Here is a 26,486-nt window from a genome sequence, read left to right as displayed (position 1 = left end):
GACCGCTGGACACCCTGTATCGGTGGAACGACTGAGGTGAAGGGACGGCCGAACCGGGCGAGCGGCACGTCGCCGCTTATGCCTGGTGCCCCGCGGCATCGGGGAGGGCAACATCGGCGAAATGGTGCCGGATATAGTCCAGCTTGGGATCGATGTAGCGGCGACAGAACGGCCTGTCTGGATCAGTCCGATAGTAGTTTTGGTAGCGTGCTTCAGAGGGTCGGAAACCGACGAGCGGAAGAACCAGCGTCCGGGGACCTTTGCCCGACTCCGATGAAAACCGTGCGATCGTCCGTGCGGCTGTCTCGCGCTGTTCCGCATCAACGACGTAGATCGCACTTCGATACCTCCCGCCGGGGGAGTAGGTCCCGTTCGCCGAATGGGTCCTGAGATGGACTTCGGCGAGCGTCGCCAGGCTTATGGCCGCGGGATCGAAGCTCACGAGCACGCCCTCAGCCCATGTGTCCCAAGGGGCCTCGGATTGGATGAATCCCTGATCCACCTGATAAACGCCTTTGAGCGCCTGAAACACGCCCTCGGTGCACCAATGGCACCCGCCACCAAAGCCGATCTTTTCCATTGCCAACCTTCCGCATCCGTCAGCGCCTGCGTTTTCGTGACCCGCGCCGGCGTCGTCAATTCCATTCAGTCGCCGGCACCGTTCAGCAACACGCGCAGCCGCTCGGCATCGTCTGCCGAAGCGGGGTTGTAGATGATCATGCCAAGCTCCGGTCGTCCCTCGACGGCGAACGACGAGAACTCCATCGCGAGCAGCCCCGCATCCGGATGATGGATGCGCTTCACCCCGTCGCCATGGGCGACCACATCGTTGTCCTCCCACATCGCCGCGAACTCCGGGCTGAGCCGGGACAGTTCGGCGACCAGCTTTGTGACCTCGACGCTGGTGCTGGCACCCGCGCGGGCCACATCGGCGCGAAACGCACCCACCACGAAGCGGGCGATGCTGTCGAAGTCGGCGTTGCGGGCACGGACATGGTCGCTGCCGAACATCAGCCGCAGGATGTTGCGTCCCTCCCGCGGCAGCTTGGCATAGTCGGTCAGCAGCACCGCGGCCGCTCGGTTCCAGCCCACCACGTCCCACATCGCCGTCTTGATGATCGCCGGGCTCAGCACCATCCCGTCGAGCACGCGCTGGAGCCGCGGGGTGATCCCTTCGACAGGCTGGTAGCGTGCCTCCGGCGGACGTCCGAGGCCGAGCATGTAGATGTGCTCGCGCTCTGGTTCGGTGAGCATCAACCCTCTCGCAATGCGATCGAGGACGTCGGCCGATGGCGCGCCGCCGCGGCCCTGCTCGAGCCAGGTGTACCAGGTTGGACTGATGTTCGCGCGGCTTGCCACCTCCTCGCGGCGCAAACCGGGCGTGCGGCGCCGTCCGCCGGCAAACCCGAACGCCGCAGGGTCGAGCCGAGTACGGCGATCCCGCAGATAGGTCCCGAGCGGATTGGGCACGTCGCTGGCCATGATCGATCCTGTTGAACTTTATACCACGATAAGCTCACTACTTTAACACGTAGACGAGGGGTTGAATATGGTCGCCAGGCAACAAGGAGATTCCCCATGCGTGTTTTTGTGACAGGTGCGACCGGCTTTATCGGCTCCCACGTCATCCCCGAGCTCCTCGGCCGCGGCCACCACGTGCTCGGGCTCACGCGGTCCGACGCCGGTGCCCAGCAGCTCGAGCGGGCTGGCGCCGAAGTTCATCGTGGCGACCTTGAACGGCCGGAGACGCTCGCCAGCGGCGTGGCTGCGGCCGACGCGGTCATTCACTGCGCGTTCGACCACAATTTCGAAGCCTTCGTCGCGAACACCGCAAAGGACGAACGCAACATCAGGGCGATGGGCGATGCGCTCGCGGGGACGGACAAGCCGATCCTGATCACCTCGGGGATCGGCATCGGCACCCCGCGGAACGGCGGTCCTGCGACCGAGGACGTACTCAACCCGCTCCACGCCAATCCGCGGATCGTCACCGAACTCGCCGCCGCGGCGCTGATCGCCCGGCGCATCGACGTACGCACCATTCGGCTGCCACAGGTGCACGACACCACCAAGGCCGGGTTGATCACGCCGCTGATCGCGGAGGCGCGCCGTGCCGGAGCGATGGCGTATCTAGGCGAGGGTACCACGCGCTGGGCCGCCGCGCACGTCAGCGACGTCGCCAAGCTCTACGTTCTGGCTCTTGAGCGCGGCGAGCTAGGCGCAAGATACCACGCTTCGGCAGAAGAGGGTGTCGATGCGCGCACCATCGCCGAGGCGATCGGCAAAGGTACCGGACTGCCGGTCCGATCAGTCGGACAGGACGAGGTCGAGCGTTACTTCGGCTGGATGGCGCCCTTTGCCGCACTCGATATGATCGCATCGAGTAATTGGACGCAGGCGCGGCTGGGGTGGAAGCCCACCGGTCCCGATCTGCTCACCGATCTTGCCGCGATGGACTATTCCGTCCCCGTAGCCGCGTGATCGGCTGCCGTTGCACGCCGACTGATGGCAACATCAGCCGGCGTGCAACGGACTGCCTGCCTCCGACGCAAGTCGAATCGTCTTCGGAGTTCGGCGCGGTATCCGATGTCGCGATTGATCCGCGCCAAAACGAGTTGGGGGCAGGGAGGGGAATGTCCGCTACTGGGTCGGCGCCTCTGTCGGGGCCTCGCCTCTCCGACCTTGGTGACGACCGCCAATGCGGGCTTGAAGCCTCGCTCAGAAGTGCGTTGAAGGTTTCCGCCTGACTTTATACTGGCACGGGATCAGTTGCTTCGGTCGCCTCGCGCTCGGCAACCGCACCCAGCGGGACGCATGCAGGTAGATCGTCAGGATTTTGAATCGCAATGAATTATCGCCATTCCTTTCATGCCGGAAATAGTGCCGATGTCGTCAAGCACAGCCTGCTGATCGCCCTCGTGCGGGTCTTGCAGCAAAAACCGGGCGCGCTGACCCTGATCGATACCCATGCCGGCTGCGGGCTGTACGACCTTGGCGGCGAGGATGCCCAGCGCACCGGCGAGTCCACGCAGGGCGTGCTGCGGGCCTTTGTCGACCCGAACCCGCTGCTGGAGGACTACCGCGCCGCAGTACAGGCAGTGAACGCCGGGGCCGAGCCGCACTTCTACCCCGGCTCGCCACGGGTTCTGGCGCAGCTTCTGCGTTCGCAGGATTTCCTGATCCTGAACGAAAAACATCCCAAGGACGCCTATACCTTGCGCGGCGTGATGCGCGGCACATCCGCTGCCGTGCACGAGCGCGACGCCTACGAGCTTTGGCTGGCGATGCTGCCGACCCGGACCGCGCGCGGCGTGGTAGTGGTCGACCCGCCGTACGAGCAGCTCGATGAGCGCGACCGTATCACGGCCACGCTCGCCGCCGCTCACCGCAAATGGGCGCATGGCGTGACGGTGATCTGGTATCCGCTGAAAGACCGCGCCACGCATTCGCGCTGGAAGGCGCAGTTACGCAAGCTCGGCATCCCGAAATTGCTGGGGGTGGAACATTGGTTGTACGATGACGATCAGCCCGGCATTTATAACGGCGCGGGCCTTTTCATCGTCAATCCGCCTTACGCTTTCATGCAGGCGCTGCCACCTTTGCTGGACGCCCTGCGCGCCGTGCTGGCGCCGGCGGGGCATAAGGGCGAGATCACAGCCGTGTGGTTGGAGGATTGAAGCAAAACCCGCGTAGCCCCCGTTCGGCGGCTACGCAGCGCCTCGCTACATCATGGCGATGACCGCGCCACGAAAACCGTTCGCCTGTTCAACGGATCGTAAGGATGAAGGTTTAGCGCCCTCCAGAGGTACAGGAGATGATCATGCCCCTCATGCTGCGCGCATCCCGATTGACGGCCATCTCGGTCCTTTACGCGACAGCCGCGGCGGCCGACGTCCCCGAGCCGAGTCCTTCCGTCTATCTCCAGGCATTCAACGAGACCTGCCGCGGCAGCTTTCCAGACTTCAATGCCATTGCGAAAGCGGCCGTCGCGCGCGGGTGGATCGAGCGCGCGGTGCCCTCGGTAGCGACGATCGGCAACAGGCCGATGATGCTCCCCCATGTGTTCAGCAAGGGTGGCATGATGCTGGTCCTCACCCACGACACCGCCGGTGCTTTCACCGCCGTTTGCCAGGTGACGGGCACCGCGGGTACTCGCCTTACCGGCCGTGACATCGCGGCCACCGTTGGGCCGGGGTTGAACGCTGGCGCTGCAGACCCTGGACCGGGCGACTACAAGAAGGATGATTTCACCGTCTGGAACTTGGGCAAAGGCATCACCGTGCAGGCGGGCGTCAGCGTCTATAGGGGTAAGGCGCGGAGCATCTCGCTTGCGATCCGGCAGGCGGCTTCCGCCGACGTCGGGCCGATCGATGCTCCCCCCGCCAAATCGTCGAACGATATTTCCATGGTGGCCATCGGGCTCCCCTTTGCACCGGAGGCACCCACACCCGTCGGATCGTCGCACCCTTTGTTCCACGACGTCACGATCGGCGAGATTCAGGGCCTTCCCGCCACCGTAAAGAGTTCGGCACTAAACTTCATAGCGGCGGCCAAGCGTTCCAGTATCAATGCAGCGCTGAGCGAAACCTTCCGCCAGATGAATCTCCTCGCACCAGCGCCTGCAGCCGGGCGTAAGCGGCTCGTGGTGTCATGGCTGGGCGACAAGACGCCGTTCCACATCGGCAGCGGCAACACGACGAGCGTGACGCTTCACTACCGCCTGGAGCGGGTCGACAACGGGCAGACTTTGTTTGATCGAGAGATCACCACGTCTGCCCACGGCGGCGGCGTGGACGCGTCGATGCGCGACAACGGAATCGTGAGGGCCGCGATCGCGGCGAACTTCGCATCTGCGGCAAATTGCCTGGACCACGCGGCGTTCGGCACGGCGCCCTCGGACTGCGCGCTCACCCCGCAGTACAGCGTTTCAGTCGTGCGCACCGGGCGGTAGTGCAGCGGAATACCGGACTGTCGAATTCAACCACCCGGCAACGCGCTCAAATGCATCCGTTGCCTCGATCGACGATATTGTCCGATGGCTGCAGGGAAGGCGCGTTCTACGCGGCTGTTAAATGCTAGGAAGGTCTTAGGGGCTAAACCGCGCTCCAACGTGGCATAGGGCCACGCGTCTGGAGCAGGCAATTTGGCGACATCCCTCTCGATCCGGTTGTTCGCAGTCTTGTTCGCGATCAGTCTGATGTTTTCGGCGGCACTGGCGTACTACGCCACACGCACGATGAGCTTCGCCTTTCCGATCGCACCCGAGGCGATGACGACGTTGGTCATGCGGATCCAGGCGATCCGGGCAGTCGGCCTGGGGCTGGCCTTGTTCCTGATGTTACTGGTGGTCTTGTCGGCGTCTCGCGCTGCTCGCAGTGCGCTGGCTCTACGCTGGCTTCTCGGCGTCGTGACGAGCTTTGCGTTTTTGCGCGGATCTGGGCTGATCCAACCGCTGGCGCAGCATGATACTGCGATCATCGCAACCTCGGCTTTGCAGCTCGCGATGGAAGCGTTGGCGATCCTGTTGCTTTACGGGGAGGATGCGGCCGATTGGTTCGAAGCGCGCCGCTGACGGTGTTGCGGCAGCGTTGTTCACGGTCGTCGCGGTGCAAATCCGCTAGTGCAGGACCGCCCACACCCGGACGTTCACGCTGGCGATCCGGGCGCCCAGTAACGGCCATTCGTTAAGCGAGATCTTCCCGTTTCTCCGTCTCCGACTGGCCATTTCGGGAAAGAGCAATTGGGAACAGATATCGGGAAATCGAAAGCCGCAGGCGTCCGTCAGCGCGATCGAGGCGGCGAGCTTCCGAGCAGCCGTTCCTTTACGGGAACGCCAATCAGGCTCTGGTTAGCTCAGTTTTGCGCGTGATAGTCCAATGCTCCAGTCGTTTGTAGACGATCACCTTGTCGCCGAGCAGATCTCCATGCCGGCGACAGAAAAGGTCGAGCTGATCGTGATCGCCGACCAGTTCGACACAGATCGTCAGATGCGGATCGGCAATTTCCGAGCCGTTCTCCCGGATCGATTCGTGATTGCTGAAGCCGTAATGGGTATTTTGCGCGACGGCGTTGATGATGCAGTCCGCCTTCGCGGTGCGAATCAGCTCACGATAGAGCGGCTTTGCCCCCCAGAAGCGACGCGGGCCGATCTTGTCGGACGGTTTTAGATAGATGCGCAGCATCCCGACTTCGCGGTGATGGACAGTGAAACGGTTGGGCATGACGGGCTTTCGACAGGAAACAGGATCAGGCGCGCGTGCGCCGGCGAGAAGCGCGGTGCGTGCGGGCATCGCGCAGGGTCGCGTCGGGTGTGAGGTGTGCGGCAGGTACCTTTGGTACAGCGACGCGCTGCGACAGGTAGATGCCGTTGTGGCCTGAGCAGAGGTAGGCGACGAAGCACGCGACTGCGATCGGCACGGCATAGGTCGCGCCAAACAATTCGATCCCCATGAAGGTGCAGGCAAGCGGCGTGTTGGCTGCACCCGCGAACAGCGCGACGAAGCCGATCGCCGCGAACACCCCCGTCGGCACTCCAAATACGGGCGCGAGCGCATTGCCGAGCGCCGCGCCGATGAAGAACAGCGGGGTCACCTCCCCGCCTTTGAAGCCGGCACTTAGGGTGACGACGGTGAAAAGCAGCTTCAGCGCCCAGCTCCACGGGTACGTATTGGAGCCGAAGAAGCTGGCAATGGTCAGGCCACCCGGCGTTGCCGCCAGCGTGCCTAGGCCGAGATAATCTTGCGTGCCAAATAGCCAGACCAGCGCGATCACGGCCAAACCACCGATAACGGGTCGTAGTGGGCCATAGGGTATCACGCGCTTCAGCCATCCGCCGAGCGCATGGTTGGCCTCTGCAAAGGCCAGCCCGACCAATCCGAATACGACGCCCGCGAGGCTGGCTTTTGAGACGAGCGACGCGTCGACCGGCACCATCGCATCGACATGGTAGGCGCCGTGATGAATGCCCCAGGAAAGACAGGTCCAGTCACCCACCAGTGCCGCGACCAAGCATGGTACTAGCGCACGATACTCGACCCGGCCGATCGCCAGGACCTCCAGCGCGAAGACCGCGCCCGCGATCGGCGTCCCGAAGACCGCGCCAAAGCCCGCCGCGATTCCGGTCATCAGCAGGATGCGTGTCGCTTCCGCATCCAGCTTGAGTGCGCGGCCGAAGCCGCTGGAAAGGCTGCCGCCCAATTGCACGGCGGTGCCTTCACGCCCCGCCGATCCCCCGAACAGGTGCGTCACGACCGTGCCGAAGAAGATGAGCGGGGCCATGCGCAGCGGCACACCGCCCCCCGGTTCATGGATTTGCTCGACGATGAGGTTGTTACCGCCTTCGACCGAGCGCCCTGTCAGATGGTAGAGCAGTCCGACCATGAACCCGCCGATCGGCAGCAGGTAGAGCAGCCAGGGAAAGGCAAAGCGAAGCCGGGTCACGGCATCGAGGCTCCACAAGAAGGCCGCGCAGAGCGTTCCCACCGTTGCGGCCATCGGGACCAGGATCAAAGCCCACCGCAGCACCGACATGGCATGGGTGCGGCGATCGCGAATGAACGCTGCCATGTTGAACTGGTCGTAGAGATTGCGAAATGTCGCGCGCACGATTCCTCCTTGCTGCCTTGCGGCGCTTGGTAGGAATCATCGGCCCTTGCGAGGGCGGTTCGGCCGAATGGCCCGGCGGAAATCCATCGCCGTGCCCGAGCATATGATGTCCGACGGCGACCTGGTCAACCAACCGCAGGGTTGCGAAGGGACCATATGTCTTGGTGAAGATCGATAAAATGACTGCACCCATGGAATAAACCCCGACGGGCGTCGTCTACGCTTTCGAGACTGATGCGCCGGAGGCTTATGCGTAGACGAAATTGGATGCTGGGTCTGACTGCTTCGGCCATGCTCACCGGCGCAGTCGCGGCCGCCCCCGCCGATGGCTACGCCAGCATGGTATCTGCCGCGATGGACCGGATGATGGCGGGCATGATGGTCAAGCCGTCCGGCGACGTCGACCGCGACTTCGTCGCAATGATGCTTCCGCATCACCAGGGCGCCATTGATATGGCGGTGGCAGAGCTGCGCTACGGCCATAACGAGCAGCTCAAGCGCATTGCGCAGGAGATCATCATCGATCAGCAGCAGGAGATCGCCGCCATGAAGTTGGCGATCGGTCAGCCGCTACCCCCTTCGACGCCAGCCCCGACGCAGGGCGGCGACCACCACAGCCATATGGAGCACTGACATGATCCCGACCTTCCTGCGCTCGGCCGCCTTGCTGATGAGCGCCGCACCGGGCATTGCCATGGCCCAGCAGGCGCCGTGGAACGCCAAGGACGTGCCTGTCAGCCACCGCGACCGCGTCTATGCATCCGAACAATTCTCCAACACGGTGTCGGTGACGGACCCGGCCGACAACAGGTTGCTCGGCGTCATCAAGCTCGGCGATCCGCAGCCGATGAATTTTTCCCCGCTCTACAAGGGGCAGGTGCTGGTTCACGGCCTCGGCTTCTCGCCGGACGGGAAAACACTGGCGGTCGTGTCGATCGGATCCAACGCCGTGTCGTGGATCGACACCGCCACCAACACCGTCAAGCACACGACCTATGTCGGGCGCAGCCCGCATGAGGCGTTCTTCACGCCGGACGGCAAGGAGGTGTGGGTTACGGTACGCGGCGAGGATTACATCGCCGTGCTCGACCCCACGACGTACAAGGAGACCGGTCGCATCAAGACGCCCGGTGGTCCGGGCATGACGATCTTCTCTCCCGATGGCCGATACGGCTATGTCTGTTCCTCGTTCAATCCGGTGCTGGCCGTGTTCGATGTCTCGACCCACGCGCAGGTCGGACAGGTGGCGCAGCCGAGTCCGTTCTGTCCCAACATCGCCGCGACGCCGGACGGCAAGCAGGTGTGGTTCACGCTGAAGGACATCGGCAAGACGGTCGCATTCGATGCCAGGCCGCCTTTCGCGATCCTCAAGGTGCTGGATACCGGACCGATCACCAATCACGTCAACTTCGCCCGCACGGTCAGGGGACAGTTCGCCTATGTCACGGTGGGCGGGGAAAACGCGGTGAAGGTGTTCCGCACGTCCGACTTCGCGCTTGTCGCTACCATCCCGGTCGGCAAGATGCCGCACGGCGTCTGGCCATCGGGCGACGGCCGGCGCATCTATGTCGGGCTGGAGAATGCCGATGAACTTGCCGCGATCGACACCGCCGGCAACAAGGTCGTTGCCACCGTGCCGGTCGGACAGGCACCGCAGGCGATCGCCTATGTGCCGAACGCTATTCCGACAGGCCCCGGCACCGACAATCTCCAACCGCTCGGTACGGCAGGCAAGGCGGTGCATCTGAACATGGGGCCAGTTGGAGGCAATGGTGCGGCAAGCAGCATTACCCTCTTCGACCAGGGCATCATTCAGGTCGTGCAGAGTGCCGTTACCGGTTTGCAGCCCAAGAAGCCTTATATGCTCGTGCTCACCGCCAACGCGGACGGCAGCGGTGCGGTAGAGCCGCTTGCGAACTTCATGAGCAATCCGGCAGGTGCGGCGATCGTCAACGCATCGGGTCCGATCCGGCAGATCGTTCAGGGCAGTGCAGCGGCCCCCCGGCGCTTTCTGGCGGTCGCCGAGGTAGTGAATGGCGCACCGGGCCGCATCGTGCAGGTGCAGCGCGACTGAGATGAACCCGCTTGCCGCCGCGATCGAGCCCCTGGTCCCCGGTCTGCGCCGTTATGCCCGGTCGTGGTTGCGCGATCGGGCGATGGCGGATGACGTGGTGCAGGATTGCCTTGAGCGCGCGGTCGGGCGCTGGCGGCAACGACGCGGGACGGAGGTTCGCCCCTGGATCTATGCGATCCTGCACAATCTGTTGGTCGACCATCAGCGGCAGCATAGCCGGCGAGGTACGGCGGTTCCGCTCCACCTCGTGGACGACGCTGCGCTCGGCCACCCGGCCGATCAGGACGCAGGCCTGCACCACCGAGACCTGTTGCGCGCACTTGATGCGTTGCCCGAGGAGCAGCGGACGGTGCTGCTCCTCATTTCCGTCGAAGGTCTGTCATATGGGGAAGTCGCTGCCGTCGTCGGCGTGCCGCTGGGAACGGTGATGTCGCGCATATCGCGGGGGCGCGACCGTCTGGCGACGCTCCTCCAGGAGGATGAACGGCCACGATTAAGGAGTATTCGATGACCAGCCCGATCGGAGAAGACGATCTGGCCGCGTGGATCGATGGCAGGCTGTCGCCCGAGCGGCAGCGTCTGGTCGACGCTTACCTTGAAGGCCAGCCGGACGTGCATGCCCGTTTGCGGGAGCAGGCGGAGCAGGCGCGAGCCCTTGCGTCCCTGTTCGCTCCCATCGCGGAGGAACCGATCCCGGCGACGATGCGCGTCGCAGCCATCAGGGGACGGCAACGCCAACCGCCTTGGCAACTCGCCATCGCCGCGTCGCTTCTGCTGGCGGTCGGATTTGGCGGTGGTTGGTCGAGCGCGCGGTGGAGCGGCGAACCCCACGCGGGCATCGCGGCGCTGGCCAATGAGGCGAGCGACAATTTCCGTGTCTATGCCGCCGACCGGATCCGACCGGCGGAAATCGGCCCCGACCAGCGCGCCATGCTGATCCGGTGGACCTCCAGCCGATTGGGTGAGCGCGTGACCATCCCGGACCTTAGCACAGCGGGTTACCGCTATGGCGGGGGGCGATTGGTCGCGACGCCCCACGGCCCTGCGGCGCTGCTCCTCTATGATGGACCGCAAGCGTCGAAGCTCGCGGTGCTGACGAGGCCCATGCAAATCGACAAGAGCGCAAGCATGACCAGCACGTCCAGCGGGACCATGGGCCGGGTCACATGGGCGGTCGACGGGATCGGCTATAGTGTGGTGGGGGAGCGCCCCGCTGCCGAGCTGCATCCGATCGCCAACGAGGTCCGGCGCCAGGCCGATGCGGCGCTTGTGTCCTGATAGCGCGTGGCCGGTTCTCAGCGCGACAGGCACTGGGCGGACCAGCGGGATCACGGCTTGCGCTCGGCATCCTTCCGGTCGGCCTCTGCCGGAGTCAGCCTGGCCCGCTCGCGAATGCGACGTTCGAGCGGAGCGCCGACGAACAGTACGAGCATCGCAAGGCTCAACCCGCCGATGATGAGCGGCCACACCGCCAACCCTGCTGCCGCGCCGATCGTGGCTGTCACCCAGATGCACGCGGCGGTCGCCAGTCCATGCACTTCCTGACCTTGGCCGACCCGCAGCACCGCACCGGCACCGATGAAACCGACGCCAGACAAAATGCCCTGCATCGCCCGCCCTGCGGCATCGGCGTTCACATTCGGCAAGCCACTGTGCACGATCGCCTGCACGGCGATGCAGCTCGCCAGACCGACGAGGCCCAGCGTCCGCAAGCCCATGATCTGCCGGTTCTCGCGCGAGCGTTCCCAGCCGAGCACCATCCCAGCCGCGGTCGCCACCACCAGCCGCCCGATCGCGTCGATCCAAAAGCCGAGGTCCGATGCCGCTGATGCTTCGATCATTCGACCAGCACGTGCACATGATGCCAGGCGGTGCACAGATAGCCGGCGAAGTTCCACATCGTATCCGGCCGCTCGGGCTGACCCTGTCCAGTCTCGTCGAAGGCGCGCACGACAAGGTGCTGGCGCCCCTTGACGAGCGTGGCGTCGAGGGTCCAGCGCCGCCAACCCCAGTGCGCCTCCGGATCATCGGTGAACGTCGCCTGTTGCCAGTCGCGACCACCGTTTATCGACACTTCGACCCGAGAGACGCGGCGATCATAGGCGATGGCATAGCCCTCGATCCGCACCTCCCCGGCCGGCAGGCTTTCGCCAGAGCCGGGCACGCAGATCGCGGCGTTGAGCGGCATGGCATTGATGGTCAGACCCTGGCTCCAGTCGACGGTGTCGCTCGTCACATCGGCAGGAAAGAGCTTGTAGTCGTGCGCCTGGATCGGTGCGTCGGATGGCGTGTCGCGCACCTCGATCCGTGTCAGCCATTTGGCGCTCCGCACCCCGGCATAGCCCGGCACCACCATGCGGAGCGGTGCGCCGTGTTCGGGCGTCAGCGGCTCGCCGTTCATCGCCCAGGCAATGAGGACGTCGGGTTGCCGCGCCTTGTCCATGGCGATCGAGACCCCGAACAATGCTTCCTCGCCTTCGACGTCCACCTCGTCCGCGCCGGTGAACGCCACAAACAGGTCGGACGCATCCGGCGCACCGACGGCATCCAGTAGGTCGGACAGTCGTACGCCGGTCCATTCCGCATTGCCGATCGCTCCCACGTCCCAGGGGTCGCCGGACGTTTTTGCGACCGGCTGGAGATCCGTGCGCCGGTTGCCGGCGCACTGGAGAACTGCCGTCACCGTCCGCGTGGCCAACGCGCTCTTCAATTCCTCCACCGAGAAGGAGCGTCTTTCCATGCTCATCCCGCTGACCTCGATCCGGTGATCGGCAGGCAGATCAGGCACCGCACCATGGCTGCGCACGTAGAACAGCGCCTGCGGCGTCAGGAACCGCTCGATCAGCGCGCCGGGCGTCGGCTCGGCGTTGTAGGGCTCGGATTTGCGCTCGATCATATCAGTCATGGACGAACCAACGCCGCAAGCGCGCGGATCGCTTCAAGTCTTCAAGACTATCGCAGACGAAGGATTACCGATCGTTCCGGTATCCAGATTGAAATAAACAGATCAAACGGTTGGTCGTATCGATCAGAGTGCGCGATATAAGCTGCATGACCTTGGAGCAGCTCAGAATCTTTGTCGGTGTCGCCGAGCGCGAACACGTCACCAAGGCAGCGGAGGCGCTGAACGTCACGCAGTCTGCTGCGTCCGGCGCGGTCGCGGCTCTGGAGGCGCGCTACGGGGTTCCTCTGTTTCACCGTGTCGGGCGTGGCATCCAGCTGACCGAAGCAGGCCGCGGCTTTCTGGAGGAAGCGCGCGCGGTGCTGGGGCGGGCAGCGCATGCCGAGACGATGCTGGCGGACTATGCCGGGCTTGCCCGTGGTTCGTTGCGGATCGTCGCAAGCCAGACGATCGCGAGCTACTGGTTGCCGGCAAAGCTCGCCGCCTTCCACGAACGCCACCCGCAGATCGCGGTCGAACTGGCGATCGACAACACCGAAGGTGCGGCAGCGCAGATCCTGAGCGGCGCGGCGGAGCTCGGTTTCGTCGAGGGCGAGGTGGACGAACCGGCGCTCGCCCTCTGGAATGTCGGGCGTGACCCGATGGTGCTGGTCGGCCGTGAGGACGCCGGGCGCGTCGACGAGGACTGGCTTCGCGCTGAACGCTGGATCGTCCGCGAGCAGGGTTCGGGCACGCGCTCGACCTTCGAGGACGTGCTGCGAACGCGCGGGTTTGATCCGGCCCAGCTGACGGTAGCGATGACGCTGCCGTCCAACGAGGCGGTGCGTACCGCGGTCGAGGCCGGTGCCGGCGTCGCCGTATTGTCGCGATTGGTCGTCGCTCGTGCGTTGAAGGCGGGCGATCTGGTCGAGCTGCCGCTGGGGCTGCCCGATCGCGCCTTCCACGCGCTGCGCCACAAGGAACGCTATCGCACCCGCGCGGCGGACGCGCTGACGGACCTTATCAAGGAGCAGGTCGCATGACTGCCAAAACACCTCCGGTCCTGACCGGCCTCAAGCCGCTCAGCCGGCTCGACCATCCGCGCGAGATGATCCGCCAGTTCACGCCCAACTGGTTCGCCGCGACCATGGGCACCGGCATCCTCGCTCTCGCGCTGCCGCAGGTGCCCGGCATCGGCCCCGCGCTCAAACCGATTGGCGAGGTGTTGTGGTTCTTCAACATCGCGCTCTTCATCCTGTTCGCCGGTCTCTATGGCGCGCGCTGGGCGATGTTCGGGCATGAGGCACGGCGCATCTTCGGCCACAACACCGTGTCGATGTTCATCGGGACCATTCCGATGGGCTTGGCGACGATCATCAACGGATGCCTCGCCTTCGGGATCGTGCGGTTCGGTAACGGCATCGTGCCGGTCGCACACGTCCTGTGGTGGATCGACGTCGCCATGTCGCTCGCCTGCGGCGTGTTGATCCCCTACCTGATGTTTACCCGCCACGAGCACAGCCTGGACGGCATGACCGCGGTATGGCTGCTGCCGGTCGTCGCAGCGGAAGTGGCGGGTGCCAGCGGCGGGCTGCTCGCGCCGCATCTGGTCGATCCCCACGCGCAGATCGTGACGCTCGCGACCTCGTATGTGCTGTGGGCCTATTCGGTGCCGGTCGCGTTTGGCATCCTCGCTATCCTGATCCTGCGCATGGCGCTCCACAAGCTCCCGCACGAGAGCATGGCGGCATCATCCTGGCTCGCGCTGGGGCCGATCGGCACCGGGGCGCTGGGTATGCTGGTGCTTGGGGCGGATGCGCCGGCGATCCTCGCGGCGCACGGGCTGGTCGATGTCGGTACCGTCGCGCAAGGGATCGGCGTCGTCGTCGGGCTCTGCCTGTGGGGTTTCGGCCTGTGGTGGCTGGCGCTCGCGACGCTCATCACCATCCGCTACTGGCGCGCCGGCGTCCCATTCAACCTTGGCTGGTGGGGCTATACCTTCCCGCTCGGCGTCTACACCGTCGCCACCTTCCGCCTCGGTACGACGCTGAACCTCGGCTTCTTCGGTATCGTCGGCACGGTGCTGACGATCGCGCTCGCGGCGATGTGGCTGCTGGTCGGTGCCAAGACGCTCGCCGGAGCATGGCGCGGCAACCTGTTCGTCTCGCCCTGCATCGCTACCCCGAACTGATCCACCCTGATGATCGGATCAGTCGGTCCGATCACTTGCAGAACGCCGCTTCGATCCGCCAGCGTGGCTGGCCACAGGAGAGCCTTGTCATGGACAATTTTGACGCCGCGCTGGCGAGTAAAACCAGCCGTCGCCGCTTTCTCAGGCGTACGGCGCTCGGCACCGCCGGCCTTGCCGCAGCACCTGCGCTGGCGCAGCAGCTCGTCGACCTGAAGCTGCCTGGCGGCAATGCCGAGCGGCCGATGACCAGCGCCTTTCCTGGCAAGGGCAGCATGATCCTTCAACGCATCCATCCTCCGCTGTTGGAGACGCCGATGGACGTGTTCGACAAGTCGGTGTTCACGCCCAACGACCAGTTCTTCGTTCGCTGGCACTGGGCCGACATTCCAACCTCGATCGACGTCGAGAGCTTCCGCCTCAACGTCTTCGGCCACGTCAACCGACCGCTGTCGATCAGCCTTGCCCAACTGCTGCGCCTGCCGCGGGTCGAGATGGCGGCGATCAACCAGTGTTCGGGCAACAGCCGTGGGCTGTTCCAGCCCCGGGTCGCCGGCGCGCAATGGGGCAACGGCGCGATGGGCAATGCCAAATGGCTCGGCGTGCGCCTGCGCGACGTGCTGAACCTCGCGGGGGTCAAGGCAGGCGCGGTACAGGTGCGCTTCGGCGCGCTCGATCAGCCGGTTGTGGCGGGCGCCCCTGACTTCGAGAAGGCGCTCGACATCGACCATGCCCGCGACGGCGAAGTGATGATCGCCTTCGGCATGAACGGCGAGCAGCTGCCGCTCCTCAACGGCTTTCCCTGCCGGCTGATCGTCCCGGGCTGGTATTCGACCTACTGGGTCAAGATGCTGAACGCGATCGAGGTGCTGCCCGGCCCTGACGACCAGTATTGGATGGCCAAGGCCTACAAGATACCGGCGACACCCGGCGCGAATGTCGCGCCCGGTGCCAAGGACTTCCCGACCGTGCCGATCAATCGCATGATCCCGCGCAGCTGGATGACCAGCCTGCCGGATGGCCAGGCGATCGCCTATGAAGCGTCCATCCCGGTTGGCGGGATCGCGATGGGCGGCGACTGCGGCGTCGCCAAGGTCGATGTCTCATCCGATGGTGGCCGCACCTGGTACAGGACGACGCTCGGAGCGGACGAGGGCAAGTATAGCTTCCGGCGCTGGGATGGTCGCGTGCCGCTTAGGCGCGGTCCCAACCCCATCATGGTGCGCTGCTGGAACGCCAACGGTGTCGCTCAGCCGATGAAGCCGATCTGGAACCCAGGCGGGTTCATGCGCGGCAATATCGAGACCACCACCATCATCGCGGCCTGAGGAGCGAGTAGCATGAAGACCCCGTCTCCCGGTATCATGGCCGCTGGCCTGATCGGCCTGACCGGCATTATCCTCGTCTCGATCGGGGCGCCGAGCAGCCGCAAGGCGCCTGCCCCGATCTCCGAGACATCCGAGCCGGCACCGCCCACCAGCGTCTCAGCCCGCGGCTTTTCGCTCGCCTCGACCAGCGTCGACCTGCCGGTCGACGAAGCGACCTATCCCGATGGTCCGCACGCCAACGTCATCAACGCCAACTGCACTTCGTGCCACTCGGCCAGCATGGCGCTGACCCAGCCATCGCTATCGGCGGATCAGTGGAAGGCGACCGTCACCAAGATGCGCAAGGTGTACAAGGCCCCGGTGGCCGAGAAGGACGTCGACGCGATCGTCGCCTATCTCATCGCTATGCCGAGCCAGAAGGCGGCACCCGCGACAGGCAAGGCGCAGGATCCCGACCCCAAGGCGGCTCCCGGTGTCTCAGGTGGAACAGGCTAACCGATCTACTTCCATAATCCCGAAATACCATCGTCTTAGAAAAGCCGTTGGGAGACGATCCGTAAAAGCAATACGTCCGTCAGGTGGTTTGTGGGACCGGATCAGCCCGTGCCTGTCCAAAGCGCGCATAGAGTGTTGGCAGCACGAATAGAGTCAGCAACGTTGCGGAGATCAAGCCGCCTATCACGACCGTAGCAAGCGGCTTTTGCACTTCCGCCCCCGCGCCGTGCCCGAGCGCCATTGGGACGAACCCCAAGGATGCAACGAGCGCTGTCATGGCGACGGGGCGGAAACGGGTCAGAGCACCCTCCCTCGCCGCCTGCGCCCGCGCCATACCCTGCCGCATCAACTCCTGAATCGAGCTAACCATCACCAGCCCGTTCAGCACAGCCACACCCGACAGCGCAATGAACCCGACAGCGGCCGAGATTGAGAACGGCATGCCGCGTAACACGAGCGCGAGAATGCCGCCCACCAGCGCCAGAGGAACGCCGGTAAACACCAGGGCCGCGTCGCGGACGCTGCCGAGAGCACCATAGAGCAGCAACATGATGACCGCGAAGCAGATCGGGACGACGATCGTCAGCCGCTCGCGCGCCGCAGCCAGATTCTGAAACTGACCACCCCACTGGAGGTAGGTGCCGGGAGGGAGCGTGACTTGCGCGTCGATCGCGGCCTGCGCGTCAGCCACCACGCCAGCAACGTCGCGACCGCGGACATTGGCCTGCACCACGACGCGGCGCTTGCCGTTCTCGCGGCTGATTTGGTTTGGACCATCCCCGACAGCAACGTCCGCGACGCTCCCCAGAGGGACGTAGGAGCCGTTGGGCGTAGGAATAGGTATCTGCCCGATCGCCTGTAGGTCAGCCCGTGCGGTTTCCGCCAGGCGGATCACGACCGGGAAGCGCCGATCGCCCTCGAAGATCATGCCCGCCTCACGACCGCCAATCGTCGCGGCAACGGTATCTTGCACGTCGCCGGCAGTGACACCAACACGCGCCATCGCATCGCGGTTCGGCCGAATATCGAGCAGCGGCAGGCCCTCGGTTTGCTCAACTTGCACATCAGCCGCACCACGGATCTTGCGGAGGACTGCCGCAATTTGATTGGCGGTCGCGTTCATCTGCCCGAAGTCATCCCCAAACACCTTGACCGCCAAGTCTCCACGGACGCCCGCGATCAGCTCGTTGAAGCGCATCTGGATAGGCTGCGTGATCTCGTAGCCATTGCCGGGAATGGTCTTGAGCTTCTTTTCAAGGCGCTCGACCAGCTCAGTCTTAGGCAGGCTGGGATCAGGCCATTCGTCGCGTGGCTTGAGGATCACGAACGTGTCCGTCGCATTGGGCGGCATCGGATCGGAGGCGATTTCGGACGTGCCGGTACGCGAGAACGCGAAGCGAATTTCCGGCTCGCGAGCGATCATCTTCTCGACTGCAAACTGCATCTTCTGGCTCTGATTGACAGAGGTGCCCGCAGGCCGCCACGCCTGAACAAGGATGTTGCCTTCATCAAGCTGAGGCAAAAACTCTTGGCCCAGCGTCGAGAAGGCCAGGACAGCTGCTACCACAGCCACAACCGCAGCGCCGATCGTTATGCTCGGGCGTCGCATGGCGGCATCCAGGCCGGGTTCGTAGCGCTGTTTCAGCACTGCGATGACCCGGCTTTCCTTCTCATCCACGCGTCCGCCAATCCATGCCGCGATGGCGGCAGGGACGAATGTCAGGGACAGGATGAAGGCGAACACGAGCGCGATGATGACGGTAAGCGCCATCGGCTCGAACATCTTGCCTTCGACGCCCGAGAAGGTGAGCAGCGGGGCATAGACAAGGATGATGATCGCCTGCCCGTACACCGATGGGCGGATCATTTCGCGCGCGGACGCGGCGACGATCGCAAGCCGCTCCTCTAGCGAAAGGCGTTCGCCCAGCTCGTGTTGGCGTTCCGCTAAGCGGCGCAGGGCATTTTCTACAATGATGACTGCGCCATCGACAATCAGGCCGAAATCGAGCGCGCCGAGGCTCATTAGATTGGCCGACACCCCGGCACGTAGCATGCCGGCGCTGGTCAGCAGCACCGTGACAGGAATAACCAGGGCCGCGATCAATGCCGCCCGGATATTGCCGAGCAGCAGGAACAGCACGACGATGACCAGCACCGCGCCCTCCGCAAGGTTGCGGCCGACAGTCGCGATCGTGGAGTTCACGAGGTTGGTGCGATCCAGCACCGGCTTCACGATGATATCGGCCGGAAGCGAGCGGCTGATTGTTTTCAGGCGATCGGACACAGCCGTGGCGACGGTGCGGCTATTCTCGCCGATGCGCATGACAGCTGTGCCGACCACGACCTCGTGACCGTTTTCGGAAGCGGAGCCGGTGCGAATGCCGTGGCCTGCTTTGACGGTCGCGACCTGATCGAGCGTGATGGGGACGTTTTCGCGGGTCGCCACGACCGTCCGCGCCAGTTCGTTCGCGGTTCGCACGCGCGCGTCGGAGCGGACGAAAAGGCCCGCGCCGTTACTGTCCACGATGCCCGCGCCGATGCTGCTATTGCTGCGCTCCAATGCGGTCGCGAGGTCCTGTATCGTGAGGCGCAGCGCGGCTAGGCGTTGAAGGTCGGGCATGACGAGATACTGGCGATCGAACCCCCCAAGGGAGTCGATGCCGGCGACGCCGGCCGTACCCCGAAGTTGGGGAGCAACGATCCATTCCTGAACCGTATGCAGGTAAGTGGCCTTGTCATCTTCGCTGACCAAGTGCTCGCCTTCCGGCGTGATATAGCTGCCATCACGTTGCAGCCCCGGTTCCCCGTCGCGATGCCGGACCTTGTCCAACTCGCGAAGCTCGACCGTCCACATGAAAATATCGCCAAGGCCGGTAGCGATAGGCCCCATTTCCGGCATGATGCCTTGGGGTAGGCGTTCCTCCGCTGAACGCAGCCGTTCGGCCACCTGTTGGCGGGCAAAATAGATATCAGTGGCATCGGAAAATACGGCGGTAATTTGCGCAAAGCCGTTCCGGTTGAGCGAGCGCGTATATTCCAGACCCGGTATGCCAGCGAGCGAGGTTTCGATCGTAAATGATACTTGCCGCTCGATCTGATCGGGCGACAGAGAGGGGGCCATCACGTTGACCTGAACCTGATTGTTCGTGATGTCAGGGACGGCATCGATCGGAAGGCGTTGCAGCGCCAGAGCACCCACCAGGGCCGCGATCCCGGTGAAAAGCAGGACGAGCCAGCGGCGCTCGACCGCGAAAGTTACAAGACGGCCGATCATTGGATCAATCCATGTCCATTTCGCCGCCCTTGCCGAGTTCGGCTTTGAGCGTGAAGCTATTGGTGGTTGCGATACGCTCGCTGCCGGTCAGGCCAGAGGTGATGACGACCTGATCGCCGTTGCGACGCCCTGCCTGCACCGGAACGGCCTTGAAGCCGCTAGGCGTGCGCACGAACACGACCATCTTATTCTCTACCGATTGGACCGCCGTGGACGGCACAGTGATACTGTGATCCCCGATCGAGGGCAGCAGGATCGAGGCCGTGACGGGCTCCCCTACCCGCCAAGTGCCGCCCGCATTATCGAGGGAAGCGATAACCTGAACAAGCCGCGTGGTTTCATCGAGAGCGGGCGACACGAAGGTCACGCGACCTTCCTGCCTGCGGCCGGCCGAGGTGACTTCAACGCGTGTTCCAGGCTTTACCTTGCCGGCGTCAGCCGGTGAGAGTGACGCAGCGATGGTCACGCGCGAGAGGTTGGCGACCCGGTACAGCTCGCCGTCTGCCGCAACCGTCTGACCGAGCGTCGCCGATCGAGCGATGATCTGACCGGAAAGGGGCGAGCGGATCGCCACACGGTTCAGCGCACCCCCGCTCCCGCCTGTGGCCGAGAGCTGCTGTTGGGCGAGGCGGACCGCAATGTTGGCTTCGGTGGCAGCAGTTCGAGCGGCGATGAGATCCTGTTCCGGCGAGACGCGTTCAGCAAACAGACGTTGCTCACGGCGCAGGTTCGATTGTGCGAGCGCAGAGCGCGCGCGCGCGGCTTCAATCTCGGCGTTTAATGAGGCGGCCTCGCGACTTTCAATGATCGCAAGCGCATCGCCACGGCGCACCGATTGCCCGAGGTTACGGGTAAGGGAGACGACACGACCGCCGATCGTCGCGGATACGACCTGCACCCCTTGCGGATCACCCTGAACCAAGGCCGGCAGCTCGATTGCGCCGGCAACGCCGCCAATCGCAGGCCGACCAACTTCGATCCCGGCATCCGCGATTTGCTGGGCCGAAAGGCTTACGGCGTCTTTATCGGCAGGTTTGCCGGCTTCGCCTTTCTCGCCTTCGCCTTTTTCCATCCCTTCCATGCCGGCCATGTTGTCGGCCTTCTTTTCCCCGCCCCCGCCACAGGCAAGCAGCGTCAGGGGAAGCAGAGCGGATAGTACGACCCGCGCGCCGGTCTTCGTCATCATTGGTCCTTCGCCAGTTCGGGAGCGGCAGCGGTCAGCCGCTCAAGCCGGGCCTTTGCATCATGGTAGGTCGCCAGCGCATCGATCGCGGCCGTGCGGGTTTCAGACAGGGTGCGTTCGGCGTCGAGAAGATCGAGTTGGCCGAACTTGCCTTCACGGTAGCCGATGCGGGCAATGCGCGCGGCTTCCGTCGCTGCTGCCAGGACCGGCCCACCCGTGGTTCTAGCGGTCGTCGCGGCATTTGCCACTTCCGCTTCCGCGCTGGCTATCGACTGCCCCGCATCCAGCTCAGCCGCGCGTCGCATCGCGTCCGCCTGATCGCGTTGCGCCCGCGCCTGAACGACCGACGCCCGGCCGTTGTTGAACAGTGGAAGCGGTATCGAGAGGCCGACGACCGCAGCCATATCGTTCGACGCATCGAGCCGGCGTGCGCCGGCATTGACGGTCACGTCGGGGATGCGTTGGGAGCGAGCAAGCCGCACTTGCGCATCTGCCGTCGTCACTGCGGCTCGCGCCGCAGACAATGCCAGCGTGCCGCCCGGACTGGCCGCGATCGAGGGGCCGTAACCTTGCACGCGATCGAACCAGGCAACGTCGAGCGGGCCGGTTACGGGCTGACCAATACGCCGGGCGAGATTGCCCCGCGCGACTTCCGTCAGGCGCTGCGCACGTTCAACCGCAGCTTCGGCATTGATGCGCAACACGTCGGCACGCTGTTGCTCTAGCGGCGATGCCCTGCCCGCGCGTACCCGAATGCCCGCCGCGCGGGCCGCCTCCCCGGCAATGCCGGCTTGCTCGCGCGCAGTCGTGATGCGACGCTCGGCTGCTACGGCTTCGATATACGCCTGTGTTACAGCGAGCCGAATATCGGCCGTAGCAATAACCAGGGCGAGCCGAGCTTGCTCCCCTTGTGCGTTGGCAACACCGACCCGCGCGGAACGCTTGCCGCCAAGCTCGATAGGTAGAGCAACACCGACTGTAGCTTCCGCGCTACGAAGACCGCGATATGCCCCCGAACCCCCAAAATATTCCAGACCGCCATTCAGCGTAGGGTTAGGGCGCAGCCCCGCTACATCGCGCGCCGCACCTGTTGCCCGAACGCCGGCCTGCGCTGCTTCTAGCGACGGTGCTGACGCTTCCGCCAACGCCAGTATTTTTTCTAGCGTCAGTACCGGGGTGACCGTCGCTTCGGAACCGGTTTGCGATTGGGCGTGCGCTACGCACGGAACGACGGCGACGACCGCGATCAGGACGAAGGGCAACCGGTGCCGGAGCTTCATAGGGTAAGTCATTATGACGACGGCCTTGCCGTTGATTGGAGTTCGCGCCGCGCATTGCGGATAATTTCGTAGGCCGAATGCAGGAACAGGAGCGCGATGACGCCGGCAACGACCAGATCGGGCCAAGCCGCACCGGTCCAGCCAACAAGGGCGGCTGCGATGATCACCGCAACATTGGCAATCGCGTCGTTACGGCTGAACAACCAAATAGCGGTGACGTTCGCATCCCCTTCGCGAAATCGCGATAGAACTAGTGCAGCCGTCACGTTCACTATGAGCGCAACGATCCCGATAGCGCCCATCAATTCGGCTTCTGGCGCAATTGCATTCATCGCACGCCAAAGGGCGAAGGCGATGACACCTATCCCGAGCGCGCCAAGGAATATGCCCTGTGTAAGCGCAACCTGAGAACGGGCACGAGCGGTCCATCCCAGCGCAATCAATCCGAGGAGCGAGATGCTGCCGTCCCCGATGAAATCGAGGGCATCGGCCTTCAATGCCTGGCTGTCGGCAAGGAACCCCCCGACGATTTCAGCCAGACCAAAGCCCAGATTAAGCAGAACGACGATCCACAATGCGCGCCGATATGCGGGATCGCGCTCCGCTCGTTTGGTATCACCGGAACAACCGCATGAAGAGGATTCACTTGCACTCATATCGTGCCTCTACGATCTACAGTCACTGTAGGAGCAAGCGGTTTCTAGTGGAGTGGCAACGTGTTGATGATCGGCGATTTGGCAAAGCGGACAGGGACCAAAATCAACACCATCCGATTCTATGAGGAAATCGGCCTCATGCCCGAAGCGCTCCGCACGTCTGGAGGCCGTCGCACCTATGGAGAGGGGCAGGTTCGCCAGCTTGGCTTCATCCGCCATGCCCGGGAACTAGGATTTTCAGTAGATGAAATCCGATCGCTTATTGCCCTGTCTGCCGATCCCGATCAGGACTGCAACCAGGCCGGCGCCATCGCCCGTCGGCATCTCGCCAGCGTGGAGGATCGTATCACACGCCTTGTCGCGCTTCGCGACGCATTGAGTGCTGCAACACGATCCTGCGATGGCGGACGCATCGCCGACTGCCGGGTAATGGAAGCGATTACTGCCGTGCCCAACTAATGCCACGGTTGAACGAGGATAAATATTTCTCTCATGACGCGTGCGACGCGGCTTGGGATGCTTGGGTGTTCCCATTTTTTAATCGTTTACGGACGCGCTGGTAAGCGGCCCGTTCCATTCTTGGATAGCTATGTAGTCGATCAGTAGCCGTGGCGTGGCGGCGTATCGCAGCCGGCTAATAGATAGGGGCGGTTGCCCGCCCCTATCTAGCTTTTAGCCGTGCTTCATGCCGCCCTTGGCATGATCGCAGCAGTCAGCAGCCTTGGCTTTTGCGCCATCCTTGCAGCAGTCCGCACCGTCCTTGCAGCACGCCATGTCGGCGCAGCAATTGGCGACAGCGGCGAATGCGCCAGTCGACAGGGTGAGGGCGAAGGCAGCGCTGATGAGCTTGAACTTGGTCATGATATTCTCCGAAATTTACGTGTGATGGTGTTCGACGTCACACGGTTTGCGGAGGGGGTGTGGCCGGAGCGTATGCCATGCCCAAAAGGCCGGTCTGTGGAGCCGGCCAAGGCGATAGACGGGAGGACGGAACCAGCCCGACATGCTCTACGGTTTCGCCGGCAACCGCAACGCACGGTATGGCGCAGGCCGACGCAGGGGCCTTTTTGATGGGAGCGCCTGCTGATTTGCTGGCGCAGTCCATCATAGCGGACGCAGCCGGAGGCGCGGCCATCGCCATCGTCTCGCAGAGCGGGCCAAGCCGGACCAGCAACATCACCGCCAGGACGAAAAACGCCATGGAATGCAATATCTTGGAGAGTGGGCGAGCCCGGCGTTTCATTGGATGCGTCTAGAAGCCCACTCAGTGATGCACAATGTCGAAGGTGGCAGAGGATGGCGCTAGGCTGGTTTTCCCCTTTTATCTCAGATTCCCGATTCACCATCCTTTTCGGGAAAGGCCGCAGCGCTGGCGACGTCCGCTAACGCTATCTGCCTTCCCAATAGCGGACGGTCCGCATTCCTTCCCATAGTTGCCGATCAGCAGCGTCGACGTCGTTTGGCGCGGGAAATCGAGTATGCAGTCCACATGGTCGAGGTGAGCGCCACGAAGGCCATACCGATCCCCGACGCAACTTGCTCGATAGCGAAGGCGATCAGCGCGATCCCCAGCGCGACCGCAAAATAGACCCAAACCGGAAACATCAGCATCTCCTCGGCAATCTGCATAGAACTATGCCTCCTCTGGTGCGAAGTCTACGTCTGCTTAGCACTCGTGAAGTGCCGAAACCTGCCTGTCCGCTTTCCTTCCCAATCACGACATTCGTGAGCGGATAGCCGGGGCTCAAAAATCGGTCTTATCGCAAAGCTGAACAAGCGTTCGGAGTTGGAAAGCTAGGGAAGGGGCGTGAGCGTCCGATTGTGGTATCTGTAGCTAACCTTATTCGCTTTAGGTTTGGCAGTTCGAAGACGCTGATTGCAAATGTGCTGGCTTGGCACGAAGATGGTCAGACGCCGTCATTTGCTTCACGCAACGATTTGCAGATCCAAATGGCCGGCTAGATGACGTCGACGTCCCGTCCTTTGGTTTCGCGACCTAGCCACGCCACGAGTACGAGAGAAGCGGCCGTCGGTACCAGAACTAGACCCGCTACGGTCGCCAGCGGCGGGACCGCACCTGCGATCGCCAGCCCTTGTGCGCCCAGGCCACCGGCTTTGGAACAGGCCGCGACCCATCCCGTGGCGCGCCCACGAACGCGCGCCGGGAAGCTCTCGGCTACGTAGGGCAGCAAGATGGCGATGATCGCGTTGACGCCTACGATCAGCGCGGCGACCGGCAGGACGGGACTGACGGCGCCGGATTGCCGCTCGACCCATAATACACCGACGAGTCCCAAGGCGAGCATCGCGATGGCTGCGAGAAGCGCACCCTTGCTGCTCCAGCGGCTGTAGAGCAGCGCTGCGACGAAGATCGTGGGAACCGCGATCAGCGACGCCTTGGCGAGCAGTCCGCTAGCCACGCCGACGCTATAACCGCGAGCGACGAGGTCGGCGGGCAGCCACAGCAACAGGCCGAAATTCGCGCAGCCCCAGGCCAGCGCGGCGATGCTGAAGGCGACGAGCGCCCCGGCGTTGCGCAAGGTCGGCCGTGCCGCAACGTCCGCCCCATCATTCGACAGCGCGTCATGCCTCGTCACGCGCCCGCCACCGAAGCGCGCGAGCACCATCTCCGCTTCGTGCGTGCGCCCCTGAACGACCAGGAACCGTGGCGATTCCGGTATCAGCCGCCCAAGAAGGATCAGCAGCAGTCCGGTCGGCAGATTGGCCAGCCACAGAATCCTCCAGCCGAAGATGGGTTGGAGCAGCGCCGACAGGCCGCTGGCCGCGAAATAGCCTCCCGCTGCGCCCAGGCCGCCGATGAGCACGAGGCTCCAGCCGCGGTGTCGGTTCGGCATCATCTCCGCGAGCAGCGCATAGGTGACCGGCAGCATCCCGCCGGCAGCCGCACCCATCATGAAACACATCGCGATGTTCCAGGCGAGGCTCGGCATCGCGCCGCAGATCGACGTGCCGACGAACATCACCGCCGAGAGCAGGATCGACGCCTTGCGCCCGTATATGTCCGCAACGAAGCCCCACAGGATCGATCCCGCGACCGTCCCCGAGAGCGCCGCGAACGGCACCAGCGACGCGGTGGCACGCGACACGCCATATTCGCTCGTCATGCCCGACAGGGTGAAGCCGAGCGCGGCGGGTTTCATGACGTCGATCACCAGCGCCACGATCAGTGCGCCCATCATGACCCAGTGCGACGCGCGCAACGGTGCATCCTGCAGCCCGGTGACGGTCATATGCGTCAACTGCCGCCGCAACCGCATCGCATCGCCGGGCAGCAACCCATAGGCGGCGAGGCCGGTCCCGCCGACGATCAGCGCCATGCCGACCAGCATGCCGACGTCCATCGGCATGCCGGCCATCCGGTAGCCCATGCCGCGGGCCATTAGAAACATCGGCAGATGCAGGGCGACCCCGATCGTCACCGCGATACAGCCGAGCACGAAGGCCCACAGACCCCGCCTACCGGTCACCATCGTCTGCATTTCCCCCTCGTTTCGCCACCGC

General features: G+C 64.0%; 26 protein-coding genes and 1 riboswitch. Of the genes, 13 read left to right on the top strand and 13 right to left on the bottom strand.

Features of this window, described 5'->3' with window-relative positions; translation table 11 throughout:
• Window positions 1–76 precede the first annotated feature (76 nt).
• Window positions 77–580, bottom strand: coding sequence for a peptide-methionine (S)-S-oxide reductase (locus tag ASG20_RS06290; protein WP_056049861.1), 504 nt, complete (start codon window positions 578–580; stop codon window positions 77–79).
• 65 nt (window positions 581–645) lie between these two features.
• The gene (locus ASG20_RS06285) at window positions 646–1,482 is read right to left on the bottom strand and encodes a helix-turn-helix transcriptional regulator (protein ID WP_056049858.1); all 837 of its coding nucleotides are present in this window, start codon (window positions 1,480–1,482) and stop codon (window positions 646–648) included.
• A 96-nt stretch (window positions 1,483–1,578) separates the two neighbouring features.
• Here ASG20_RS06285 and ASG20_RS06280 point away from each other — a divergent pair, with 96 nt between their 5' ends.
• The 4 genes from ASG20_RS06280 to ASG20_RS06265 all read left to right on the top strand — a co-directional run bounded on the left by ASG20_RS06280 (window position 1,579) and on the right by ASG20_RS06265 (window position 5,572).
• Window positions 1,579–2,481 (top strand): SDR family oxidoreductase, encoded by a 903-nt coding sequence (locus ASG20_RS06280; protein WP_056049856.1) that lies wholly within the window; start codon window positions 1,579–1,581, stop codon window positions 2,479–2,481.
• Between the two features lie 365 nt (window positions 2,482–2,846).
• On the top strand, window positions 2,847–3,677 hold the full coding sequence (locus ASG20_RS06275; RefSeq protein WP_056049853.1) for a 23S rRNA (adenine(2030)-N(6))-methyltransferase RlmJ: 831 nt from the start codon (window positions 2,847–2,849) through the stop codon (window positions 3,675–3,677).
• Between the two features lie 143 nt (window positions 3,678–3,820).
• On the top strand, window positions 3,821–4,951 hold the full coding sequence (locus tag ASG20_RS06270) for a hypothetical protein (protein ID WP_156364044.1): 1,131 nt from the start codon (window positions 3,821–3,823) through the stop codon (window positions 4,949–4,951).
• Between the two features lie 246 nt (window positions 4,952–5,197).
• A complete protein-coding gene (locus ASG20_RS06265) occupies window positions 5,198–5,572 on the top strand; it encodes a hypothetical protein (RefSeq protein WP_236698750.1) in 375 nt (124 codons plus the stop codon).
• 265 nt (window positions 5,573–5,837) lie between these two features.
• On the opposite strand, the gene ASG20_RS06260 is transcribed toward ASG20_RS06265, so the two are convergent.
• Together ASG20_RS06260 and ASG20_RS06255 are read right to left on the bottom strand one after the other, a co-directional pair.
• Window positions 5,838–6,221, bottom strand: a complete 384-nt coding sequence (locus tag ASG20_RS06260) for a DUF190 domain-containing protein (RefSeq protein WP_055756328.1) — start codon at window positions 6,219–6,221, stop codon at window positions 5,838–5,840.
• A gap of 25 nt (window positions 6,222–6,246) precedes the next feature.
• Window positions 6,247–7,605 carry a voltage-gated chloride channel family protein gene (locus ASG20_RS06255; protein WP_041394249.1) on the bottom strand — a complete coding sequence of 453 codons (1,359 nt, stop codon included), beginning with the start codon at window positions 7,603–7,605 and terminating at the stop codon, window positions 6,247–6,249.
• A 23-nt stretch (window positions 7,606–7,628) separates the two neighbouring features.
• Window positions 7,629–7,705, bottom strand: a riboswitch (Fluoride riboswitch).
• Window positions 7,706–7,872: 167 nt separating this feature from the next.
• Between ASG20_RS06255 and ASG20_RS06250 the strand changes: the two genes are divergently transcribed.
• Genes ASG20_RS06250 through ASG20_RS06235 form a run of 4 tightly spaced genes read left to right on the top strand, consistent with a single transcriptional unit; the run spans window position 7,873 to window position 10,957 of the window.
• On the top strand, window positions 7,873–8,238 hold the full coding sequence (locus ASG20_RS06250; protein WP_229668351.1) for a DUF305 domain-containing protein: 366 nt from the start codon (window positions 7,873–7,875) through the stop codon (window positions 8,236–8,238).
• A 1-nt stretch (window position 8,239) separates the two neighbouring features.
• Window positions 8,240–9,679, top strand: coding sequence for a YncE family protein (locus ASG20_RS06245; protein ID WP_041394247.1), 1,440 nt, complete (start codon window positions 8,240–8,242; stop codon window positions 9,677–9,679).
• A gap of 1 nt (window position 9,680) precedes the next feature.
• A complete protein-coding gene (locus ASG20_RS06240) occupies window positions 9,681–10,190 on the top strand; it encodes an RNA polymerase sigma factor (RefSeq protein ID WP_056049844.1) in 510 nt (169 codons plus the stop codon).
• Window positions 10,187–10,957, top strand: coding sequence for an anti-sigma factor family protein (locus tag ASG20_RS06235; protein WP_052075881.1), 771 nt, complete (start codon window positions 10,187–10,189; stop codon window positions 10,955–10,957). The genes ASG20_RS06240 and ASG20_RS06235 overlap by 4 nt, the downstream gene beginning before the upstream one ends.
• A 50-nt stretch (window positions 10,958–11,007) precedes the next feature.
• On the opposite strand, the gene ASG20_RS06230 is transcribed toward ASG20_RS06235, so the two are convergent.
• Window positions 11,008–11,520, bottom strand: coding sequence for an MgtC/SapB family protein (locus ASG20_RS06230; RefSeq protein ID WP_052075880.1), 513 nt, complete (start codon window positions 11,518–11,520; stop codon window positions 11,008–11,010).
• Entirely contained in the window at window positions 11,517–12,584 is a 1,068-nt protein-coding gene (locus tag ASG20_RS06225; protein WP_041394301.1) for a sulfite oxidase, read from the bottom strand. The genes ASG20_RS06230 and ASG20_RS06225 overlap by 4 nt, the downstream gene beginning before the upstream one ends.
• A gap of 146 nt (window positions 12,585–12,730) precedes the next feature.
• Between ASG20_RS06225 and ASG20_RS06220 the strand changes: the two genes are divergently transcribed.
• From ASG20_RS06220 to ASG20_RS06205, 4 genes are all read left to right on the top strand, one after another.
• Window positions 12,731–13,603, top strand: a complete 873-nt coding sequence (locus ASG20_RS06220; protein ID WP_041394299.1) for a LysR family transcriptional regulator — start codon at window positions 12,731–12,733, stop codon at window positions 13,601–13,603.
• Window positions 13,600–14,751 carry a TDT family transporter gene (locus ASG20_RS06215; RefSeq protein ID WP_041394297.1) on the top strand — a complete coding sequence of 384 codons (1,152 nt, stop codon included), beginning with the start codon at window positions 13,600–13,602 and terminating at the stop codon, window positions 14,749–14,751. The genes ASG20_RS06220 and ASG20_RS06215 overlap by 4 nt, the downstream gene beginning before the upstream one ends.
• 89 nt (window positions 14,752–14,840) lie before the next feature.
• A complete protein-coding gene (locus tag ASG20_RS06210; RefSeq protein WP_041394295.1) occupies window positions 14,841–16,076 on the top strand; it encodes a molybdopterin-dependent oxidoreductase in 1,236 nt (411 codons plus the stop codon).
• 12 nt (window positions 16,077–16,088) lie between these two features.
• A complete protein-coding gene (locus tag ASG20_RS06205) occupies window positions 16,089–16,571 on the top strand; it encodes a c-type cytochrome (protein WP_041394294.1) in 483 nt (160 codons plus the stop codon).
• 79 nt (window positions 16,572–16,650) lie between these two features.
• On the opposite strand, the gene ASG20_RS06200 is transcribed toward ASG20_RS06205, so the two are convergent.
• From ASG20_RS06200 to ASG20_RS06185, 4 genes are read right to left on the bottom strand one after another with little or no spacing between them, the layout of a single operon-like run.
• A complete protein-coding gene (locus ASG20_RS06200; RefSeq protein WP_041394292.1) occupies window positions 16,651–19,845 on the bottom strand; it encodes an efflux RND transporter permease subunit in 3,195 nt (1,064 codons plus the stop codon).
• 4 nt (window positions 19,846–19,849) lie between these two features.
• Window positions 19,850–21,031: an efflux RND transporter periplasmic adaptor subunit gene (locus tag ASG20_RS06195; protein WP_156340141.1), complete on the bottom strand. Its 1,182-nt coding sequence runs from the start codon at window positions 21,029–21,031 to the stop codon at window positions 19,850–19,852.
• Entirely contained in the window at window positions 21,028–22,308 is a 1,281-nt protein-coding gene (locus ASG20_RS06190; RefSeq protein WP_041394291.1) for a TolC family protein, read from the bottom strand. Before ASG20_RS06190 ends, ASG20_RS06195 begins: the two co-directional genes overlap by 4 nt.
• 11 nt (window positions 22,309–22,319) lie before the next feature.
• Window positions 22,320–22,964: a cation diffusion facilitator family transporter gene (locus ASG20_RS06185; RefSeq protein WP_041394289.1), complete on the bottom strand. Its 645-nt coding sequence runs from the start codon at window positions 22,962–22,964 to the stop codon at window positions 22,320–22,322.
• A gap of 66 nt (window positions 22,965–23,030) precedes the next feature.
• Between ASG20_RS06185 and ASG20_RS18915 the strand changes: the two genes are divergently transcribed.
• Complete coding sequence (locus tag ASG20_RS18915) at window positions 23,031–23,423, top strand: MerR family transcriptional regulator (protein ID WP_081974598.1); 393 nt, start codon at window positions 23,031–23,033, stop codon at window positions 23,421–23,423.
• Window positions 23,424–23,636: 213 nt separating this feature from the next.
• Here ASG20_RS18915 and ASG20_RS06180 read toward each other — a convergent pair whose 3' ends face one another.
• The 3 genes from ASG20_RS06180 to ASG20_RS06165 form a co-directional block, all read right to left on the bottom strand.
• Window positions 23,637–23,825, bottom strand: a complete 189-nt coding sequence (locus tag ASG20_RS06180) for a hypothetical protein (RefSeq protein ID WP_041394287.1) — start codon at window positions 23,823–23,825, stop codon at window positions 23,637–23,639.
• 579 nt (window positions 23,826–24,404) lie between these two features.
• Window positions 24,405–24,593: a hypothetical protein gene (locus ASG20_RS06170; protein WP_056049842.1), complete on the bottom strand. Its 189-nt coding sequence runs from the start codon at window positions 24,591–24,593 to the stop codon at window positions 24,405–24,407.
• Between the two features lie 329 nt (window positions 24,594–24,922).
• Window positions 24,923–26,464 (bottom strand): MFS transporter, encoded by a 1,542-nt coding sequence (locus tag ASG20_RS06165; RefSeq protein WP_056049838.1) that lies wholly within the window; start codon window positions 26,462–26,464, stop codon window positions 24,923–24,925.
• Window positions 26,465–26,486: the final 22 nt, after the last annotated feature.

Source organism: Sphingomonas sp. Leaf198 (genome assembly GCF_001424005.1).
Taxonomy (GTDB): Bacteria; Pseudomonadota; Alphaproteobacteria; order Sphingomonadales; family Sphingomonadaceae; genus Sphingomonas.
The sequence above is the reverse complement of the archived record's forward strand: the minus strand, read 5'-3'. Positions and strand labels throughout refer to the sequence as shown.

What these genes read in the sequence shown, in the direction of transcription:
- ASG20_RS18915 (WP_081974598.1), top strand. Translation starts at nt 23,031, where the DNA reads ATGATCGGCGATTTGGCAAAGCGGACAGGGACCAAAATCAACACCATC.
- ASG20_RS06250 (WP_229668351.1), top strand. Translation starts at nt 7,873, where the DNA reads ATGCTGGGTCTGACTGCTTCGGCCATGCTCACCGGCGCAGTCGCGGCC.
- ASG20_RS06195 (WP_156340141.1), bottom strand. Translation starts at nt 21,031, where the DNA reads ATGATGACGAAGACCGGCGCGCGGGTCGTACTATCCGCTCTGCTTCCC.
- ASG20_RS06190 (WP_041394291.1), bottom strand. Translation starts at nt 22,308, where the DNA reads ATGAAGCTCCGGCACCGGTTGCCCTTCGTCCTGATCGCGGTCGTCGCC.
- ASG20_RS06285 (WP_056049858.1), bottom strand. Translation starts at nt 1,482, where the DNA reads ATGGCCAGCGACGTGCCCAATCCGCTCGGGACCTATCTGCGGGATCGC.
- ASG20_RS06290 (WP_056049861.1), bottom strand. Translation starts at nt 580, where the DNA reads ATGGAAAAGATCGGCTTTGGTGGCGGGTGCCATTGGTGCACCGAGGGC.
- ASG20_RS06180 (WP_041394287.1), bottom strand. Translation starts at nt 23,825, where the DNA reads ATGACCAAGTTCAAGCTCATCAGCGCTGCCTTCGCCCTCACCCTGTCG.
- ASG20_RS06260 (WP_055756328.1), bottom strand. Translation starts at nt 6,221, where the DNA reads ATGCCCAACCGTTTCACTGTCCATCACCGCGAAGTCGGGATGCTGCGC.
- ASG20_RS06280 (WP_056049856.1), top strand. Translation starts at nt 1,579, where the DNA reads ATGCGTGTTTTTGTGACAGGTGCGACCGGCTTTATCGGCTCCCACGTC.
- ASG20_RS06265 (WP_236698750.1), top strand. Translation starts at nt 5,198, where the DNA reads ATGTTTTCGGCGGCACTGGCGTACTACGCCACACGCACGATGAGCTTC.
- ASG20_RS06170 (WP_056049842.1), bottom strand. Translation starts at nt 24,593, where the DNA reads ATGCAGATTGCCGAGGAGATGCTGATGTTTCCGGTTTGGGTCTATTTT.
- ASG20_RS06210 (WP_041394295.1), top strand. Translation starts at nt 14,841, where the DNA reads ATGGACAATTTTGACGCCGCGCTGGCGAGTAAAACCAGCCGTCGCCGC.
- ASG20_RS06215 (WP_041394297.1), top strand. Translation starts at nt 13,600, where the DNA reads ATGACTGCCAAAACACCTCCGGTCCTGACCGGCCTCAAGCCGCTCAGC.
- ASG20_RS06165 (WP_056049838.1), bottom strand. Translation starts at nt 26,464, where the DNA reads ATGCAGACGATGGTGACCGGTAGGCGGGGTCTGTGGGCCTTCGTGCTC.
- ASG20_RS06220 (WP_041394299.1), top strand. Translation starts at nt 12,731, where the DNA reads ATGACCTTGGAGCAGCTCAGAATCTTTGTCGGTGTCGCCGAGCGCGAA.
- ASG20_RS06270 (WP_156364044.1), top strand. Translation starts at nt 3,821, where the DNA reads ATGCCCCTCATGCTGCGCGCATCCCGATTGACGGCCATCTCGGTCCTT.
- ASG20_RS06200 (WP_041394292.1), bottom strand. Translation starts at nt 19,845, where the DNA reads ATGATCGGCCGTCTTGTAACTTTCGCGGTCGAGCGCCGCTGGCTCGTC.
- ASG20_RS06185 (WP_041394289.1), bottom strand. Translation starts at nt 22,964, where the DNA reads ATGAGTGCAAGTGAATCCTCTTCATGCGGTTGTTCCGGTGATACCAAA.
- ASG20_RS06245 (WP_041394247.1), top strand. Translation starts at nt 8,240, where the DNA reads ATGATCCCGACCTTCCTGCGCTCGGCCGCCTTGCTGATGAGCGCCGCA.
- ASG20_RS06235 (WP_052075881.1), top strand. Translation starts at nt 10,187, where the DNA reads ATGACCAGCCCGATCGGAGAAGACGATCTGGCCGCGTGGATCGATGGC.
- ASG20_RS06275 (WP_056049853.1), top strand. Translation starts at nt 2,847, where the DNA reads ATGAATTATCGCCATTCCTTTCATGCCGGAAATAGTGCCGATGTCGTC.
- ASG20_RS06205 (WP_041394294.1), top strand. Translation starts at nt 16,089, where the DNA reads ATGAAGACCCCGTCTCCCGGTATCATGGCCGCTGGCCTGATCGGCCTG.
- ASG20_RS06240 (WP_056049844.1), top strand. Translation starts at nt 9,681, where the DNA reads ATGAACCCGCTTGCCGCCGCGATCGAGCCCCTGGTCCCCGGTCTGCGC.
- ASG20_RS06225 (WP_041394301.1), bottom strand. Translation starts at nt 12,584, where the DNA reads ATGACTGATATGATCGAGCGCAAATCCGAGCCCTACAACGCCGAGCCG.
- ASG20_RS06230 (WP_052075880.1), bottom strand. Translation starts at nt 11,520, where the DNA reads ATGATCGAAGCATCAGCGGCATCGGACCTCGGCTTTTGGATCGACGCG.